At 71.8% G+C, this 15785-nt stretch carries 13 protein-coding genes and 1 pseudogene; 10 read left to right on the top strand and 4 right to left on the bottom strand.

Annotated features, from left to right (window positions below):
• The first annotated feature begins 126 nt into the window (after positions 1-126).
• The 4 genes from FLW16_RS07750 to FLW16_RS07735 all read left to right on the top strand — a co-directional run bounded on the left by FLW16_RS07750 (position 127) and on the right by FLW16_RS07735 (position 5771).
• The gene (locus FLW16_RS07750; RefSeq protein WP_142559130.1) at positions 127-2376 is read left to right on the top strand and encodes a PhoH family protein; all 2250 of its coding nucleotides are present in this window, start codon (positions 127-129) and stop codon (positions 2374-2376) included.
• A gap of 481 nt (positions 2377-2857) precedes the next feature.
• A complete protein-coding gene (gene lnt, locus FLW16_RS07745) occupies positions 2858-4414 on the top strand; it encodes an apolipoprotein N-acyltransferase (protein WP_260614996.1) in 1557 nt (518 codons plus the stop codon).
• Positions 4414-5157 (top strand): polyprenol monophosphomannose synthase, encoded by a 744-nt coding sequence (locus FLW16_RS07740; RefSeq protein WP_139572946.1) that lies wholly within the window; start codon positions 4414-4416, stop codon positions 5155-5157. The genes lnt and FLW16_RS07740 overlap by 1 nt, the downstream gene beginning before the upstream one ends.
• Before the next feature lie 77 nt (positions 5158-5234).
• Positions 5235-5771, top strand: coding sequence for an FxsA family protein (locus FLW16_RS07735; RefSeq protein ID WP_142559128.1), 537 nt, complete (start codon positions 5235-5237; stop codon positions 5769-5771).
• 182 nt (positions 5772-5953) lie between these two features.
• Here FLW16_RS07735 and FLW16_RS07730 read toward each other — a convergent pair whose 3' ends face one another.
• Positions 5954-6730, bottom strand: a complete 777-nt coding sequence (locus tag FLW16_RS07730; protein ID WP_142559126.1) for a PRC-barrel domain-containing protein — start codon at positions 6728-6730, stop codon at positions 5954-5956.
• Between the two features lie 476 nt (positions 6731-7206).
• Between FLW16_RS07730 and FLW16_RS46140 the strand changes: the two are divergent.
• A pseudogene (locus FLW16_RS46140) lies at positions 7207-9285 on the top strand (DUF222 domain-containing protein); the annotation flags it as partial.
• A 279-nt stretch (positions 9286-9564) separates the two neighbouring features.
• Here FLW16_RS46140 and FLW16_RS45020 read toward each other — a convergent pair.
• On the bottom strand, positions 9565-10266 hold the full coding sequence (locus FLW16_RS45020; RefSeq protein WP_142559123.1) for a CBS domain-containing protein: 702 nt from the start codon (positions 10264-10266) through the stop codon (positions 9565-9567).
• Between the two features lie 223 nt (positions 10267-10489).
• Here FLW16_RS45020 and FLW16_RS07715 point away from each other — a divergent pair, with 223 nt between their 5' ends.
• The 5 genes from FLW16_RS07715 to FLW16_RS07695 all read left to right on the top strand — a co-directional run bounded on the left by FLW16_RS07715 (position 10490) and on the right by FLW16_RS07695 (position 14983).
• On the top strand, positions 10490-11149 hold the full coding sequence (locus tag FLW16_RS07715) for a CBS domain-containing protein (RefSeq protein WP_142559120.1): 660 nt from the start codon (positions 10490-10492) through the stop codon (positions 11147-11149).
• Between the two features lie 21 nt (positions 11150-11170).
• Positions 11171-12163: an Acg family FMN-binding oxidoreductase gene (locus FLW16_RS07710; RefSeq protein ID WP_142559118.1), complete on the top strand. Its 993-nt coding sequence runs from the start codon at positions 11171-11173 to the stop codon at positions 12161-12163.
• 20 nt (positions 12164-12183) lie between these two features.
• Positions 12184-12288: a LamG domain-containing protein gene (locus tag FLW16_RS44400; protein ID WP_142559116.1), complete on the top strand. Its 105-nt coding sequence runs from the start codon at positions 12184-12186 to the stop codon at positions 12286-12288.
• Positions 12289-12573: 285 nt separating this feature from the next.
• Positions 12574-13215 carry a hypothetical protein gene (locus FLW16_RS07700; protein WP_142559114.1) on the top strand — a complete coding sequence of 214 codons (642 nt, stop codon included), beginning with the start codon at positions 12574-12576 and terminating at the stop codon, positions 13213-13215.
• A gap of 55 nt (positions 13216-13270) precedes the next feature.
• On the top strand, positions 13271-14983 hold the full coding sequence (locus tag FLW16_RS07695; RefSeq protein WP_142559112.1) for a GAF domain-containing protein: 1713 nt from the start codon (positions 13271-13273) through the stop codon (positions 14981-14983).
• A gap of 16 nt (positions 14984-14999) precedes the next feature.
• Here FLW16_RS07695 and FLW16_RS07690 read toward each other — a convergent pair whose 3' ends face one another.
• Both FLW16_RS07690 and FLW16_RS07685 read right to left on the bottom strand, forming a co-directional pair.
• Entirely contained in the window at positions 15000-15383 is a 384-nt protein-coding gene (locus FLW16_RS07690) for a hypothetical protein (protein ID WP_142559110.1), read from the bottom strand.
• 151 nt (positions 15384-15534) lie between these two features.
• Positions 15535-15785, bottom strand: a 251-nt coding sequence (locus FLW16_RS07685) for a response regulator transcription factor (RefSeq protein ID WP_142559108.1), incomplete at its 5' end; no start/stop codon positions are given.

Below are 15785 nucleotides of genomic sequence, written 5' to 3'. Positions count from 1 at the left end.
CGTACGAACGGGCTCGAGTGCCGTCAAGACCGCGATCCGCGCCGAGATCCATCTGTGACCGCGCCTGTGACCCCGCTGTGCCCGATGCGGGAGAAGAGCGGGACGGCACGTAGAATCTGGCGGCCTATGCCAGAGTCTTCGACGGGCGAGCTGGCCCGGGAGCAGAAGTACGTCGCCGCGCTGTACGAGCGCCTCGACGTGCTGCGGGAGCGCACGCGCGGGCAGCTCGACGCCGTGCTGGCCCAGGGGGCCTTCGGCACCCACCAGAACCGCTCGGAGCGCGACAACTTCGCCGTCATGTACACCCAGCGGCTGGCCCGCCTGTGGGCGGTGGAGAACGGCCTGTGCTTCGGCAGGCTCGACCACGCGGAGGGTGAGCGGCTGTACATCGGCCGCATCGGCCTGTCGGACGACGACCAGCACCGGCTGCTGATCGACTGGCGGGCCCCGGTGGCGCAGCCGTTCTACCGTGCCACCCCGGCCGCCCCGATGGGCGTCACCCGGCGGCGCCACCTGCACACGCGGGGCCGCAGGGTCACCGCGATCGACGACGACCTGCTCGACCTCGACAGCCTCACCGACGCCGACCGGGCCTCGCTGAACGGCGAGGCGGCGCTGCTGGCCGCGCTCGGCGAGAAGCGCACCGGCCGCATGCGCGACATCGTCGCCACCATCCAGGCCGAGCAGGACAAGATCATCCGAAGCGACCTGAACGGCGTGCTCGTCGTCCAGGGCGGCCCGGGCACCGGCAAGACCGTGGTGGCCCTGCACCGCGCGGCCTACCTCCTCTACACCTACCGTGAGCGGCTGGAACGCCGGGGAGTGCTGATCCTCGGGCCCAACCCGACCTTCATGCGCTACATCGAGCAGGTGCTGCCGTCCCTCGGCGAGACCGACGTGCTGCTGTCCACCGTGGGCGAGCTGTACCCGGGCGTCACCGCGACCCGGGAGGACCCGCCCGAGGCCGCCGCGGTCAAGGGCCGGATCGCGATGGCCGACGTGATCGCCCGGGCCGTACGGGAGCGCCAGCGGATGCCGCGCACTCCCGTGGAGATCAAGCTCGACAAGTTCACGCTGAAGCTCGACCGGCAGACGCTGGAGGCGGCCCGGTCGAAGGCCGGCCGTTCCCGCCGCCCGCACAACCAGGCCAGAGCCGTCTTCATCCGCCACCTGCTGACCGTGCTCACCCGGCAGGCGGCCCGCCACCTGGGCCGCGGCGCACTCGACGACGCCGACTTCGCCGACCTGCGCGAGGACCTGCGCACCGAGGAGCCGGTGCGGGTGGCGCTCAACCGGCTGTGGCCCTACCTCACGCCGCAGCAGCTGCTCATCGGCCTGTTCACCGACCGCGACCGGATGGCGGCGGCCGGGCTGGGCGCGCCGGAGCGCGACCTGCTGCTGCGCGAGCCGCCCAAAGCGGGGGAGAAGCCGGGGGAGAACTGGTGGAGCGCGGCCGACGTGCCGCTGCTCGACGAGGCCGCCGAGCTGCTGGGGGACATCGACGAGGGGGTGCTGCGGGCGGCGCGCCGGGCCGAGCAGGAGCGCGAGGAGCGCATCGCCTACGCCCGCGAGGTGCTGGAGCTGACCGGCCTGGCCGACATCATGGACGCCGAGCGCTTCGCAGAACGGCAGCAGGCCGAGGAGACCTATCTCACCACGGCCGAGCGGGCCGCCAGGGACCGCACGTGGGCCTTCGGCCACGTGATCGTGGACGAGGCCCAGGAGCTGTCCGAGATGGCCTGGCGGATGGTCATGCGGCGCATTCCCGGCCGGTCGATGACGATCGTCGGCGACATCGCGCAGACCGGGTCGGCCGCGGGCGCGGCGAGCTGGGCCCGGGTCCTCGATCCGTACGTCGCGGGCCGCTGGCGCGAGGAGCACCTCAGCGTCAACTACCGCACCCCCGCCGAGCTGATGGAGGTCGCCGCCCGCGTGCTCGAACTGGTCGGCTCCGACCTGAAGGCGCCGGAGTCGGTGCGGGAGACGGGCGAGCGGCCGTGGGCCCTGCGGGTCGCCACCCTCGCGGAGGCGGGCCCGGTGGTCGCGGCGGAGGTCGTCGGGGAGGGCCGCCTCGTGGTCATCGCCCCGGCCGGGATGACCGAGGAGATCGGGGCGATCGTCCGGGCGGCCGTGCCCGAGGCGGCCACAGGGCCCGGCCCGGCCGCGCTGGACGCGCCCGTGGCGGTGCTGTCGGTGACCGAGGCCAAGGGGCTGGAGTTCGACTCGGTGATCGTGGTCGAGCCCGGCCGGATCCTGCGGGAGTCGCCGCGCGGCCCGAGCGACCTCTACGTCGCACTCACCAGGGCCACGAGCCGCCTCGGCGTGGTCCACACGGAGGAGCTGCCCGAGGTCCTCAACGGTCTGGAACGGCGTTGACCGGAACGGTGCCGAACGGGCACCGCTCCTACCTGCGGAAATGTGGTATTTCCGCTGATCGGGACGCGGTTGACATCTGCGCTGAGGTCGGTAGTTTGCTGCGCAGTCCAGCACGGGACTGACCGGTTGGCCGCTCTATGGCGCCGCCGACCTCTGCGTCGATGACGGAGCGTGACCCCGTCAGCACACCAGGCGCAGGGCGGCGTCCCGCCGAGGCGGGGCACCCCATCCGGCCGGGGGGTTGGACCCAGGAGGGGCCCGGGCACCCAGTAGACAACGGAGCTCCGCGCCCGCCGCCGACGGGACGGAACCGGTCCGAAGGGCCGCCCGGGCCTTCTTCCCTTCCTCTCTCCTCCTCCGCCTGCTCCTCGCCGCCGTACAGTGGCTGAGGCCGGTTTGGCGGCCTGCGCCGCCGTCTGCGACCCTGACCTGGAATGATTTTTGGCGTCGGGACCATCGACATGCGAGGAGATACTGCCCCGTGGCACTGAAGACGGCACAGGACGCGGCTCCGCCCGCCGCCGCGGCGTCGAAGCCATGGGTGCCGGGCGTGCTGATCCGCCTCGCCGCCTCCGTCGCGGGCGGCCTGGTGCTCTACCTCGCCTTCCCGCCCATCGGATGGTGGTTCTGCGCGCCGGTGGGCGTGGCGCTGCTCGCCCTCGCGTTGTACGGCCTGCGGCCGCGCCGGGCGGCGTGGATCGGGTACGCCGGGGGGCTGGCGTTCCTCCTGCCGACGCTGGCCTGGGTCCGCCCGATCGGGGACGACGCCTGGCTGGCCCTGTCGGGCATCGAGAGCCTGTTCTGGGCCGCGCTGGCCTGTGTGGCCGTCCTCGTCATGCGGCTGCGCCTGTGGCCGTTGTGGGTGGCCTGCCTGTGGGTCGTGCAGGAGTGGGCCCGTGGCCTGTTCCCCGTCGGAGGCTTCCCCTGGGCGCGGCTGGCCTTCAGCCAGGGCGAGTCGCCGTACACCGGCTTCGCCGCGCTGGGCGGCGCCCCGCTTGTAAGTTTCACGGTCGCACTCACGGGGGCGCTGCTCGCCGCGCTGGTCACACGGCGTCCGCCGAGGTGGCGGGCCGACCGGGTGCTTGCCGGGACGCTGCTCGCCGCGATAGCCGTACCGGTGCTGGGGCTGGTCGTGCCCCGGCCCGGCGACGAGGGCAGGACAGTGCGGATCGGTGTCATCCAGGGCAACGTCCCTGGGCGGGGGATGTACTTCCTCGGCGACGAGCCCGCCGTCGTGCTGCGCAACCACGCGGACGAGACGCACCGGATGGCCGAGGCGGTGCGCGCGGGGAAACTCCAGCGGCCCGACATCGTGGTGTGGCCGGAGAACTCCACCGACATCGACCCCTACACCAGCGCGTACGCCAGGCAGGTGATCGACTCCGCCGCCAAGGACATCGGCGTGCCGATCCTCGTCGGCGCGGTGGTCAAGATCGGCACCGAGAACCGGGCCACCCGCGGTGTGGTCTGGGACCCGGTCACCGGCCCGGGCGCGTACTACGACAAGCGGCGGCTGGTGCCGTTCGGCGAGTACACCCCGATGAAGGACCTGTTCCTGGCGCTGTCGTCGCGAGCCCAGCTCGTCGGCCGGCAGTCGGTCCCCGGCGACAAGGTGGGAGCGCTGCGGATGGGGCCGGTGACGATCGGCACCGTGGAGTGCTACGAGGTGGCGTTCGACAGCACGGTGCGCGACACGGTGCTGGCCGGCGGCACGCCGCTGGTGGTGCAGACCAACAACGCCAGCTACGCGCTCACCAACCTGCCGCCCCAGCAGCTCGCGATGTCGCAGCTGCGGGCGGTGGAGTTCAACCGGGCCGTGGTCACCGCGGCGACCACGGGCATCTCCGCGTACGTCGGCCCTGACGGCCGGGTCGGATGGCGTACCGGCGAGCTGGTGGCGGGGATGAACGTCCTGGACGTCCCCGTCAGGACGAAGAACACGGTGGCGGCGGAGCTAGGTGCGCTGCCGGAGTGGATCATGGTACTCATGGGAGCCGGAGCGACGGTGGCGGCCATCTCTGGGCGGAGGAGAAGCTGATGGAGCGGACCCCAGGGCGGGTGCTCGTGATCGTCCCCACGTACAACGAGCGGGAGAACCTCCCGTTGATCACGCGGCGGCTGCGCGAGGCGCTGCCCGACGTGCACCTGCTCGTGGCCGACGACAACAGTCCCGACGGCACCGGCAGGATCGCCGACGAGCTGGCCGAGGCGGACGATCACGTCCACGTCCTGCACAGGACGAGCAAGCAGGGGCTGGGCGCCGCCTACATCGCCGGATTCCGGTGGGGCCTGGCCGAGGGCTACGACGTGCTGGTGGAGATGGACGCCGACGGCTCCCACCAGCCCGAGGAGCTGCACAAGCTGCTCGACGCGGTGACCGACGGCGCCGATCTGTCGATCGGCTCCCGGTGGGTGCCCGGCGGCAAGACCGTCAACTGGCCGTTCTCGCGCGAGTTGCTGTCCCGGGGGGCCAACACCTACGTCCGGCTGGTGCTCGGCATCCCGGTGCGCGACGCCACGGCGGGCTTCCGGGCCTATCGTGCGGCCACCCTGGAGAAGATCGGGCTGGACGACGTCGAGTCGCAGGGCTACTGCTTCCAGGTGGACCTCACGCTCCGCACCGTACGGCAGGGCCTGCGGGTGACCGAGATACCGATCACGTTCGTCGAGCGCACCGTGGGCAGCAGCAAGATGAGCCGCAAGATCATCTTCGAGGCCTTCTGGCGCATCGCCGTCTGGGGGGTCGCCGGGTTCGGTGATCGGTTTCGCCCGAGGCGATAGCCACGATCCACAGGAACCCCAGCGGCCGCGGGGACGTTGACGCAGACGTACGAGTGCCGGGGTGAGTGGGGCAAGACATGGTGCGGATCGGGCTGTTCCTCGGGTTCCTCCTGGTTCCCATCCTGGAGATCTGGATTCTGATCCGGGTGGGGTCCGTGATCGGCGGGTGGGAGACGGTCGCTCTGCTCATCGCCGACAGCATCCTCGGCGCCTGGCTGGTGCGCCGCGAAGGGCGGCGGGCGTGGGCGGCAGTGCGCGCCACCATCGAGTCGGGGCGCATGCCCGACCGTGAACTCGCCGACGGGGCGATGATCGTCGCCGGCGGCGCCCTCCTGCTTGCCCCCGGCTTCCTGACCGACGTGTTCGGGTTCTTCATGATCCTGCCGTTCACCCGGCCGATCGCGCGGCGGTGGCTGTCGTGGTTCTTCGGCCGCCGCGTGCGGTCGCTCGCCGCCCGCTCGCCGTACGCGCCGCTCTTCGACCGGACCGCGGGGTTCGACGAGGGGGCGGGCTTCGGCGGTGCAGGTGGCTTCGGCGGTGCGGCCCGCTCCGGCGGGCCCGCCGGAGCGGGCCGGGGCCGTGTGGTGCACGGCGAGGTCATCGACGACGACTGAAAGACGCCTCGAAAGCGGGCCGGGTAAGCGGCCGGGCATGCCGTTGCCCCGGCGGCGGAGGCGCACCGGGGCAACGGGGCTGGTGACGAGCGGCTTCCCCGGTTCTGCCGGGTTCGCCGGTGTTCGTCCGTGTTCGTCCGTGTTCTTCGGTGTTCTTCGGTGTTCTTCGGTGTTCGTCCCGGTTACAGGTGCGGCTCGTCCTGGCCGGGGATGTCCCGGCGACGGATGTCCCGATCGCGGGCGTCCTTGTCGGTGACGAACCGGTCGCCGGCGCCGGTCACCGGATCGCCGGTGCCGAACCGTTCCTGTGACCGGGCCGCCGGGTCCTCGGTGCCGTACCGCTCGCTCGACGTGCGCGAGGGATCGCCGCTGCCGAACAGCTCCTCGGACCGCGTCTCGGGCTCCCGCCGCGCCAGCGGCTCACCCGGTCGCGTGCCGGGGATCTCGGCGTCCAGGCGGTCCCTGGAGCCGAGCGCCGGATCGTCGGTGCCGTACCGCTCCCCGCCGCGGGTCACGGCGTAGTCCCTGTACTCGCCGGGATCGTCGGCGCCGACCCCCAGCCGTTCGCGTTCGCGCCGCCCGGCGCTGTCGGCCCAGCCGGCGAGGCTGTCGGGCCGGTTGGCGCGTTCCCAGGCACCGTCCCAGTCCATGTCGTAGTGACGGTAGAGCTCACGCTCCTGCTCGGCGGACAGGTGCCCGTCGGCGTCCAGGTCCACGTCGGGCGCGTTCTTGACGTGCTCCTTGTCGTACGGGACCTCGACATGGCCGGCCGTCAGGCTCGCGTCGTGCAGCGGGACGAAGGTCTCCTTGGTGTGGAGAAGTCCCGTCTTGATACAGAGCCACTTCGGCCGTCCGGTCGCGTCATCGAGGAAGACCTGTGCGACCTCGCCGATCTTGTCGCCGTCGGGGTCGTAGACCGGGTTGTCGAGCACCATGGGGATCTGCTCGTGGGTGATCACGTGCTTCTCCTTGTCTCTCGCTTGGTCGGTCCCTTACTGGGCTACCGCCGACGGGCGGACGGAAACCACCTTTTCTGGATTTCGCCTCTCCAATGCCCAGACGGCTACGCCGGTGCGTCCGGCATCGGCGCAGGTGAAGCCGCGCGTCGCGGTATCCCTTGCCGCTGCGGAATTCGCCGCCGCGATCGTCCGGACGGCACGGACCGCGGTCTCGCGCTGACCGAGCCGCGGGGCGCCACAGAGGAGCCGGGGGCGGCACCAGCGCGGCTCTCCTCGTCGGCGGGACCTGGGATTCGCGAGCGAATTCTGGGGCCCTGGCAATCGGGAGGCCATGGAGCGAGCCGGGTGAAAATGGAATCTATACCCCGAATTGTGGTTCTGCCTGTGACTCCATTTAATTCGCCTCCGCGCTTGAGCGGGGTGAGTGGCGCGTGAAAGAATTCATACAGATTTTCGAATGAGCATGAGGAGGTGTCATGGAGTCGCCGCTCGTCGACCCTGGCCGCCTCGGTCGTTCGAACATTCCCGATGAGCACTGGTGGGAGCGGCTGACTTCTCGATCGCCCCTCTGGTCTCCCGAAAGCGCGACCTCCGGCGGCGAGCACGTTCGGGGACCTTTCGGTGAGTCGGGCCGGGATGCTCGTGTCACACAACGATGGAAGTGCCTCCTCGGACAAATGCGACTGCATGCGAATGCCGCTGCCGGAAATCGTGCATCTGCGACCTCGCATGCCGGTGCCTCCACCGGCGCTGACTCCGGCGCCCGCAGGGCTGGTGCCGGTAGTGCCCATGGCTTGGGTGCCGGTGGTTGTGGGGGCGGCGCCGGCCGGGACAAGTTCCGGTCGTCGTGGGCTTTGGTGGCGTCGTTGCGTGAGTCGGCGCAGGCGTTGGCGTTGGCGCCGTTGCCGGATGATGCGGATATCTGTCTTGCTGAGGCTGAGGAGTTGCTGTTCGCGCGGGATCGGATCACCTCCGCGTTGGCGGATCGGGTGGGGCGGGTGCATGGTGCGGGGCAGGCCAAGCGGCATGGGCATGCCTCGACCCGTAGTTGGTTGCGCACCGCCGCGGGGATGAGCGTCGCGGGAGCGGGCCGCTTGCTGACCTTGGCGGTGGAGTTGGCGCGTCTGCCCCGGGTGCGGGAGAAGTTCGCTGAGGGTGGGTTGGCGGCGGGGGTGGTGGAGGCGATCTGCACCGCTACCGCCCAGTTGAGTGACGAGCACGCCGCCCTGGCCGAGCCGATCCTGCTGGAGCTGGCGGGTAAGGCGGGGGCGGCGGAGGTGGCCAAAGCCGGCCGCTACCTGCGGGCGGTGCTCGACCCCGACGGGGAGGACCGCGACGAGCAGGCCGACTACGCGCGGCGGTTCCTGCGGGTCCGCCCCACCAAAGGTGGGGGCCTGGAGGGGGAGTTCTACCTGCCGCGCGAGGCGGCCGCCCGGCTACGGGCCCTGCTGGACGCCTACGCCAAACCGCGCGCGGAGGGCGACGACCGGCCGCTGCGGGTCCGCCAGGCGGATGCGTTCATCGCGCTGCTGGAGCAGAAGATCGCCATCGAACTCCTGGTCCTGGTCAACGCCGAATCCCTCCCTGCCGACCCCCAACCCGCTGCCCCCGGCAACGATCACACCGAAGACGCCGAAGACGCCGAAGACGCCGAAGACGCCGAAGACGCCGAGGGCGCTGAGGGCGCCGAGGACGCGGAGGATGGCCGGGACAGCGAGGACATCAGCGCCCCCGGCGACGCCGGAAGCGCCGACGACCCTTGCGACCCCTGCGACGCCGACAACACCGCTGCCTTCGGCGACACCGGAACCAGTGACGGGCCCGGCGACGTCGAAGACACCAACTCCGGCGAGATGGGCGACCACGGCGACGTAGACGCAACGCACGCCACCGCACCTGCTCAGGGTGAGGGCTCCTGCCCGCCCAACGATGCCGGCACTGCCGAGGTCGAGGCAGATGCCGGGTTACCTTCGCAGACAGCGCGGCGGGATCCTCCGCCCGAGAACGCCAATGCGCATCACGCCCACGCCGGGCATCGGCCTGCGGGGGACTGCCGGCATGCGCAGGACACGCCCGAAGGCCGCAACGACGTGCGCCGTGGACAGTGCCGCCACGAGCCGGGCCGCCGCCGGGAGCCAGGCCGCGAGGAGCAGGACTGGGCTCAGGAGGATGCAACCGTTGGCCTTGGCACATGCGGGCGCGGCCGCGAGGCGCGGTGCTCGCGTGCGACGAGGATGCCAGCGACGCCCGGGACGCCAGGAACGGCGCCGGGCGCGGCGGAACCGGAGCTGGGGAGGCCAGCGGGGACAGCGCCGGGAACGCCGCTCGGGACGGCGCAGGAAGCGCCACCGGGAACTTTGTGGGGAGCGGTGCCGGGGGTGGCGCTGGGGACGGTGCCGGGGTTGTTGCTGGCGACCGGGCAGGTGCTGCCGGTCTCCAGCGTGCACCGCCTTGCCCGCACCTCCACCCTGGTGCGGCTGGTGATGGACGCCGAGGGGCAGGTGCTGGACATGGGCCGCAAGGTCCGCCTGGCCACCCCCGCCCAACGACGCGCGATCTACGCCCGCTACGCCACCTGCTGGATCGACGGCTGCCCACTGCCCGCCACCATGTGCCAGATCGACCACGCCGACAACTGGAGCACCGGCGGCTTGACCGACCTCAAACTGCTCGGCCCGGCCTGCCAGTTCCACAACCGCGACCGCTACCAGCACCCCGACCGCTACACCCGCCGCAAGATCGGCACCGACCGCTGGGCCTTCACCTACCGCCCGGCCCACATCAGGGTCCGGAGCCCCCGACGTGAACCGGGAACAGGAGGCCAGGCTCCGGGATCAGGCTCCTTCCCAGGGGCCGACGTCGTCCTCCTTCCACTCCAGGCGGTCGACGACCCCGATCACGCCGTTGGTCCGTTCGACCATCCGGGTGAGCACCCGCGCCTGCGAGCGGCGTTCCAGGGCGCCGGTGAGCGTCACGACGCCTTCCGACGCCGAGACCTCGACGCCCGACAGGTCGGCCCACAGGCAGTTGTCGATGATGTCCTCCCGCACCTCGCGGGCGATGTCGGCGTCCGCGCGGGCGAGAACCTTGAGCAGGTCGTGACGGCTGATGATGCCCATGAGCACGCCCTCGTCGTCCACGACGGGCAGGCGTTTGACGCCGTGCTGGCTCATCTGCCGCGCCGCGCTGACCACGCTGGTGTACGGCCGGGTGGTGACCGCGGGAGTGGACATGAGTTCGGCGGCGGTCACCCCACGGGCCCGCTCCTGGGTCCTGGCGGCCCCGTGCCCCACGGCCTCGCGCAGGCGGGCGCGTAGCGGCGGGCGGTAGCCCTCGCGGTAGAACTGCTCGCGGAACTCCTCCTTGCGCAGCAGGTCGGCCTCGGAGACCACGCCGACGACGTGGCCCTCACCGTCGACGACGGGTACCGCGCTGACCTCGTGCGCGATGAGCACCTCGGCCACGTCCCTGAACGGCGTGCTGCCGTTGACGGAGGCGACCTCGCTCGTCATGACGTCCCGCACCTTCATGTGCATGATCGGCTCCTTCCCGGGCCGTCTGCCGTTCCCAGTCCCATCGCACCGCCGTACGGGCCGGATGCGAAGGGACGGACGGCCCTGCCGGTGGGGCCCTTGGCCATACCCCGCCGCGGGCGGCTCGATGGGTGGCCGAAAGTCCCGGGCGGTCAGGACCTTCACCGCTGACCTCGGAAGACGTGGCGAGGCACGCTGGGCACTGGGAGAGATGGGAGGCGTCGTCATGACGGCGAAAGTGAAGGATGTCATGGGCAAGGTCGCCATCGCGGTGCCGATGGACGCGTCGTTCGCCGACCTTGTCGCCACCATGCAGCGGTTCAAGGTGGGCGCCGTCACGGTGATCGACGCCGACCGGCGCCCGGTCGGGGTGGTGTCGGAGGACGACATCCTGCTGAAGGAGATCGATCCGGGCGAGAGCGTGCTCGACGGTTCCCGCAGGCGTGAGGAGCACCGCAAGGCGACGGGCACGAAGGCCGGCCAGATCATGACACGTCCCGCGATCACGGTCACCGGCGGCACGTCCGTGCGGGACGCCGCCCGGCTGATGCACCGCAACCGCGTCAAGCAGCTGCCCGTGATCGACGCCATGACCGGCCGCATCGTGGGGACGGTCCATCAGGGAGACCTGCTGCGTGTGTTCGTCCGCCCGGCCGAGGACATCCTGGCCGACATCGAGGAGATCGCCGCGCGGCTGAACCTCGGCCCCGACGACCTCCGGATCACCGTTACCGGCGGCGTGGTGGCCATCAACGGACAGGTGCCCCGCAGGTCGGACATCAAGCCGCTGCTGCACGCCGTACGCCGGGTCGAGGGCGTCGTCGAGGTGGACGCCGACCTCGCCTTCCTCGTGGACGACCTGCTCATCGCCCCGCCGTTGCTGTGACCGACCGCCGGGGAGGAGACCGTGAACACTCGGACCGCTGAAGGGATCGTGCAGGCCGCGAGGACGGCGGTGGAGGCGGCCCTGTGGGCGCCCTCGATCCACAACACCCAGCCCTGGTCGTTCGGCGTCTCGGGCGACGAGATCTGCCTGCGCGCCGACCCCGACAGGAAGCTGCGGGTCTCCGACCCCACCGGCCGGCAGATGACGATCAGTTGCGGCGCCGCGCTGTTCAACGTGCGGATCACGCTGCAGGCCCTCGGCTACGAGCCCCAGGTGCGGCGCTTCCCCGACCCGGAGCGCCCGCTGCTGCTGGCCACCGTACGCGTGCGGCCGGGGCGGGAGCCGGGCGAGCACACCCGCCTGTTGCATGCGGAGATCGAGCGCCGCCGTACCCACCGGTCCGGGTTCACCGCTCTGCCGGTCCCCGACCGCCTGGTCGACTCGCTCGTGGCAGAGGCGGCGGCCGAGAATGATGGCCACCTGATGCCGATCGGGTCGGAGGCCGCCGCGCGGGTGCTCGCCGCGCTCACCGGCGCGGCCCAGGACGTGCAGTCGCAGAACCGGCTGTTCGTCCTCGAACTCATGCGCTGGGCCCGGCCGCCCGGCAGTTCACGCCGCGATGGGGTGCCCGCGGCGGGCTATCCGACCGATCCCCGGCGTACGCACCCCCAGCACTTCGCGCAGCGGGACTACGCCCGGGGCCACGAGTGGGGGATGGCGCCGGACGAGCGGGTGTCCGCCTCGACGGGCCTCGTGGCGCTGCTCACCACCGCGGGCGACGGCCGGGAGGACTGGCTGCGCGCGGGCGAGGCGCTGCAGCGGATGCTGCTGCACGCCTCCGCGTACGGCGTGAGCGTCGCCTTCCACACCCAGGCACTGGAGATGCCTGAGTTGCGGGAGTTCATCCGCATGCACCTGTGCTCAGGAGAGGCGCCGCAGATGATCATGCGGCTGGGGTTCGTCATCGACGAGAGCGAGAGCGTCCGCCGCGCCGCCTCCGACGTGATGGACTGATGGCGTGACGGACTGACTCGGTGGCCGTGCCGCCGGACCCGGCCGTGACCAGGGCCCCGAATGTCTCGTGCAACGAGTTCCAGATCTACGACCGCGCGCTCAGCGCGTCGGAGGTCAAGGCCTGACGACCGCCGCGGACGGCGGCCTGGGCGGCGGGAACGTGGCGTGGTACCGGTTCGATCCTCGACGCCGTCTGAGAGCAGGCCCCGTTCGGCAACCGGGGCCGGTTCCAGTCGGCGGTGGCCAATGCCGCCGAGGAGTGGGTCGCCCCCGGCCTGCTGTCGCCCGCGGAGAAGGACAAGGTCGTGTCCACGGATGCCCGGGCGAAGCTGAGCTGAACCCACCCAGGCGGGCGTGGACGGGCCCGCCCGGGGAAGTGGGACCTCCTGTGGCCCGACAGGAGGTGCGCGATGAGGTCGATCGTCCGCTGGGTCGCGTCGCGGTTACGCCGCTACCGGCCCGATCGCAACCCGCTGCGCCGCCGTTCCGACCGGATCGAGGCGGCGCTCGCCGCGGCGGCGCTGGCCGCCGTCCTGTTCGCCGCGTGGCCCGCGGCGCTGGCCGCTCGTACGGTGTACGACGGCGGCGTCGCGGCCGAGCGGGTCGGGCCAGGGACACGGCAGCTGGTCCCGGCCACCCTGGTCGAGGCCACATCGATCGGAGGCACGTCGATCGGAGGCACGTCGATCGCGAACACGTCCGCCGTGACGGCCAACGGCCGCGGTCTGCCCGCGGTGAGCCTGGCACGGTGGACGCTGCCATCCGGTGAGGTCAGGGAGGGCATGGTCCCGGTGGCGCTCCTCCTGCGGGACGGCCCGGCGAACGCGCGGCTGTGGGTGGACGCCGCGGGCAGGCCGGCCGCGCCGCCGCCCCAGCGCGCCGAGACGGTGACGAGGGCGGGACTGGCCGCCGCCGGCGTCGTCGCCAGCGCCGCCGTCCTGGCCTGGGCCTGCTTCGCGCTCGCACGTCACCGGCTGGACCGCAGGCGCTACCGCGAATGGGAGGCCGCCTGGGCGGCGGCCGACCAGAGGTGGCGCCGTCACCACATCTGAAGGCGCGCCGGACCCCCGTGCCCACCAGACCACCGTGCTGCCAGACTTCTGCACTATGACGGAGAACGAGCCGCGGTCGCTGATCCCCAGCATGCGCTTGGACGATCTGCTGGCGGAGTTGCAGTCGCGTCTGGAAGCGGTGCTGGCCACCCGGGATCGGGTGCACGCGTTGCTGGAGGCGGTCGTCTCGATCGGCAGCGACCTCGACCTGGAGGTGGTGCTGCGCCGCATCGTCGCCACCGCCGCGACGCTGGTGGACGCGACGTACGGCGCGATGGGCGTGATCGGGGAGGAGAACACGCTCGTCCAGTTCGTCCCCGTGGGGCTGAGCGAGGAGGAGATCGCCAGGATCGAGCACTGGCCGCACGGGCTCGGCCTGCTCGGCCTGCTGATCAAGGAGCCGCAGACATTGCGGCTGTCGGACATCTCCCAGCATCCCGAGTCGTACGGCTTCCCGCCCGGCCACCCGCCCATGGGCAGCTTCCTGGGGGTGCCGGTCCGGGTGCGCGACGAGGTGTTCGGCAACCTCTACCTCACCGAGAAGCGCGGCGGCGGGAACTTCGACGAGGACGACGAGGCGATCGTGGTCGCCCTGGCCACCGCCGCCGGTGTGGCGATCGAGAACGCCCGTCTGTACGAGGAGAGCCGCCGCCGCGAGACCTGGTTGCAGGCGTCCTCGGACATCACCACCCGCCTGCTGTCGGGCGGCGAGCCGCAGGAGGTCCTCACGCTGATCGCCCGGCGCGCCCGCGAGATGGCCGACGCCGACGCCGTGGCGATCCTGCTGCCGGGCAAGGGCGGAGACAGCCTGCAGGTGGCACTGAAGGACGGCGCCCTGCAGGACGGCGCACTGCAGGACGGTGGCCTGCAGGACGGCGACGTGCCGATCGAAGGATCGCTGTCGGGCCGGGCGTTCCTGAGCGGCGAGCCTCTCATGCTGGACGACCCCGTCGGCGGGGACGTCCATCTCGCCGGCGACCTGGACCCGGGCCCGGTGGCGGCCGTGCCGCTGGGCGCGGCCGGGGCCGTACGCGGGGTGCTGGCCCTGGTCAAACGCCCGGGACGGATGCCGTTCAGCCAGTCGGAGCTGCGCACGCTGCACGCCTTCGCCGGGCAGGCGGCCGTCGCGCTTGAGCTGGCCGAGACCCGCAGGGACGCCGAGCGGCTCGGCCTGCTGGAAGACCGCGACCGCATCGCCAAGGACCTGCACGACGTGGTCATCCAGCGGCTGTTCGCCGTCGCCATGACGCTGATGAGCGCCGTGCGCCTGGTCGAGCGGCCGGAGGCGTCCTCTCGGCTGCAGAGCGCGATCGACGAGCTGGACATCACTATCCGGCAGATCCGCTCGACCATCTTCGCCCTGCAGACCCCGCGCGAGGACGCCTCGCCCAGCCTGCGCGCCCAGGTGGTCGATCTGGTCGAGGGCGCCCGCGGGCACCTGGGCTTCATGCCGGGCCTGAGCCTGGAGGGCCGGCTCGACAACGACGTGCCAGCCGAGGTCGCGGAACACCTGCTCGCCGTCCTGCGCGAGGCCCTGTCGAACGTCGTCCGCCACGCCAGGGCCAGCCGCGCCGACGTCGCCGTCCAGGCCGGGGACGGGCGGCTGACCCTCGTGGTGGAGGACAACGGCGTCGGCATCCCGGCCGAGGGCCGCCGCAGCGGCCTGCGCAACCTCGCCGACCGGGCCGAACGGCTCGGCGGCGCCCTCACCCTCGCCGCTCCGGAGGCCGGCGGCGCCCGGCTGGAGTGGAGCGTCCCGCTGGGCTGATCACCTCACGTTCTGATCACCTCATGTTCTGGGAGATGTTGCAGGACCGGCTGCCGGGGGCGCAGTAGGCGCCCTGGCTGGTGATCTTCCCGGCGGACGTGACGGCGGTCGACTGCGGGCCGCTCAGCAGCGAGGGCGTGTAGACGCCGTTGAGGTTCTGGATGTTCCTGCCGCGGCCCGACTTGTACTGCCTGGCGCTGGTCCGCCCGCCTCGGGCCATCTGGTAACCGCGCGGGCCGGGCCTGGGCCTGGCCGGCGCCTTCGCGCGGGCTGCCGCCTTCGCGGCGGCCGCGGCCGCGTGCGGTTTGCGGCGCAGCGGAGCGGAGGCCGCGTCCGCGGATCCCGGAACGGCGAGACCGGCCAGTGAGACGACGAGCGCGGCCACCGAAAGCCGCCGCACCGCCGAGACGAGATCGGTTCGGAAGACGTCCGCGCAGTGACGAGACACCTGGCAACCACCTGCCCATGCGCCAGTTGGGTATAAGCGACATAGGGCATATGCCCGAATCGCCGGGTCCCGCCGGCTTCCTGGGAAACTCCGGCACGGATGATTACCCTGTCCCGGCGCGCCGGCCGGCCTTGAGGCGGGCGGCGAGCGCGGCGGCCTGGGTGCGGCGCTGCATGTCGAGCTTGCTCAGCAGGTTGGACACGTAGTTCTTGACCGTCTTCTCGGCCAGGAACATCCGCTCGCCGATCTGGCGGTTGGTCAGGCCCTCGCCGATCAGTTCGAGGATCTGCCGCTCCTGGTCCGACAGCGCGGCCAGCGGGTCCTTCTTCGTGGCCTGGTCGCGCAGCCGGTGCA

The sequence above is a fragment of the Microbispora sp. KK1-11 genome (genome assembly GCF_006874435.1).
GTDB lineage: Bacteria > Actinomycetota > Actinomycetes > Streptosporangiales > Streptosporangiaceae > Microbispora > Microbispora catharanthi.
The sequence above is the reverse complement of the archived record's forward strand: the minus strand, read 5'-3'. Positions and strand labels throughout refer to the sequence as shown.

What these genes read in the sequence shown, in the direction of transcription:
- FLW16_RS07695 (WP_142559112.1), top strand. Translation starts at nt 13,271, where the DNA reads ATGACGGAGAACGAGCCGCGGTCGCTGATCCCCAGCATGCGCTTGGAC.
- FLW16_RS07750 (WP_142559130.1), top strand. Translation starts at nt 127, where the DNA reads ATGCCAGAGTCTTCGACGGGCGAGCTGGCCCGGGAGCAGAAGTACGTC.
- FLW16_RS45020 (WP_142559123.1), bottom strand. Translation starts at nt 10,266, where the DNA reads ATGCACATGAAGGTGCGGGACGTCATGACGAGCGAGGTCGCCTCCGTC.
- FLW16_RS07740 (WP_139572946.1), top strand. Translation starts at nt 4,414, where the DNA reads ATGGAGCGGACCCCAGGGCGGGTGCTCGTGATCGTCCCCACGTACAAC.
- FLW16_RS07715 (WP_142559120.1), top strand. Translation starts at nt 10,490, where the DNA reads ATGACGGCGAAAGTGAAGGATGTCATGGGCAAGGTCGCCATCGCGGTG.
- FLW16_RS07735 (WP_142559128.1), top strand. Translation starts at nt 5,235, where the DNA reads ATGGTGCGGATCGGGCTGTTCCTCGGGTTCCTCCTGGTTCCCATCCTG.
- FLW16_RS07700 (WP_142559114.1), top strand. Translation starts at nt 12,574, where the DNA reads ATGAGGTCGATCGTCCGCTGGGTCGCGTCGCGGTTACGCCGCTACCGG.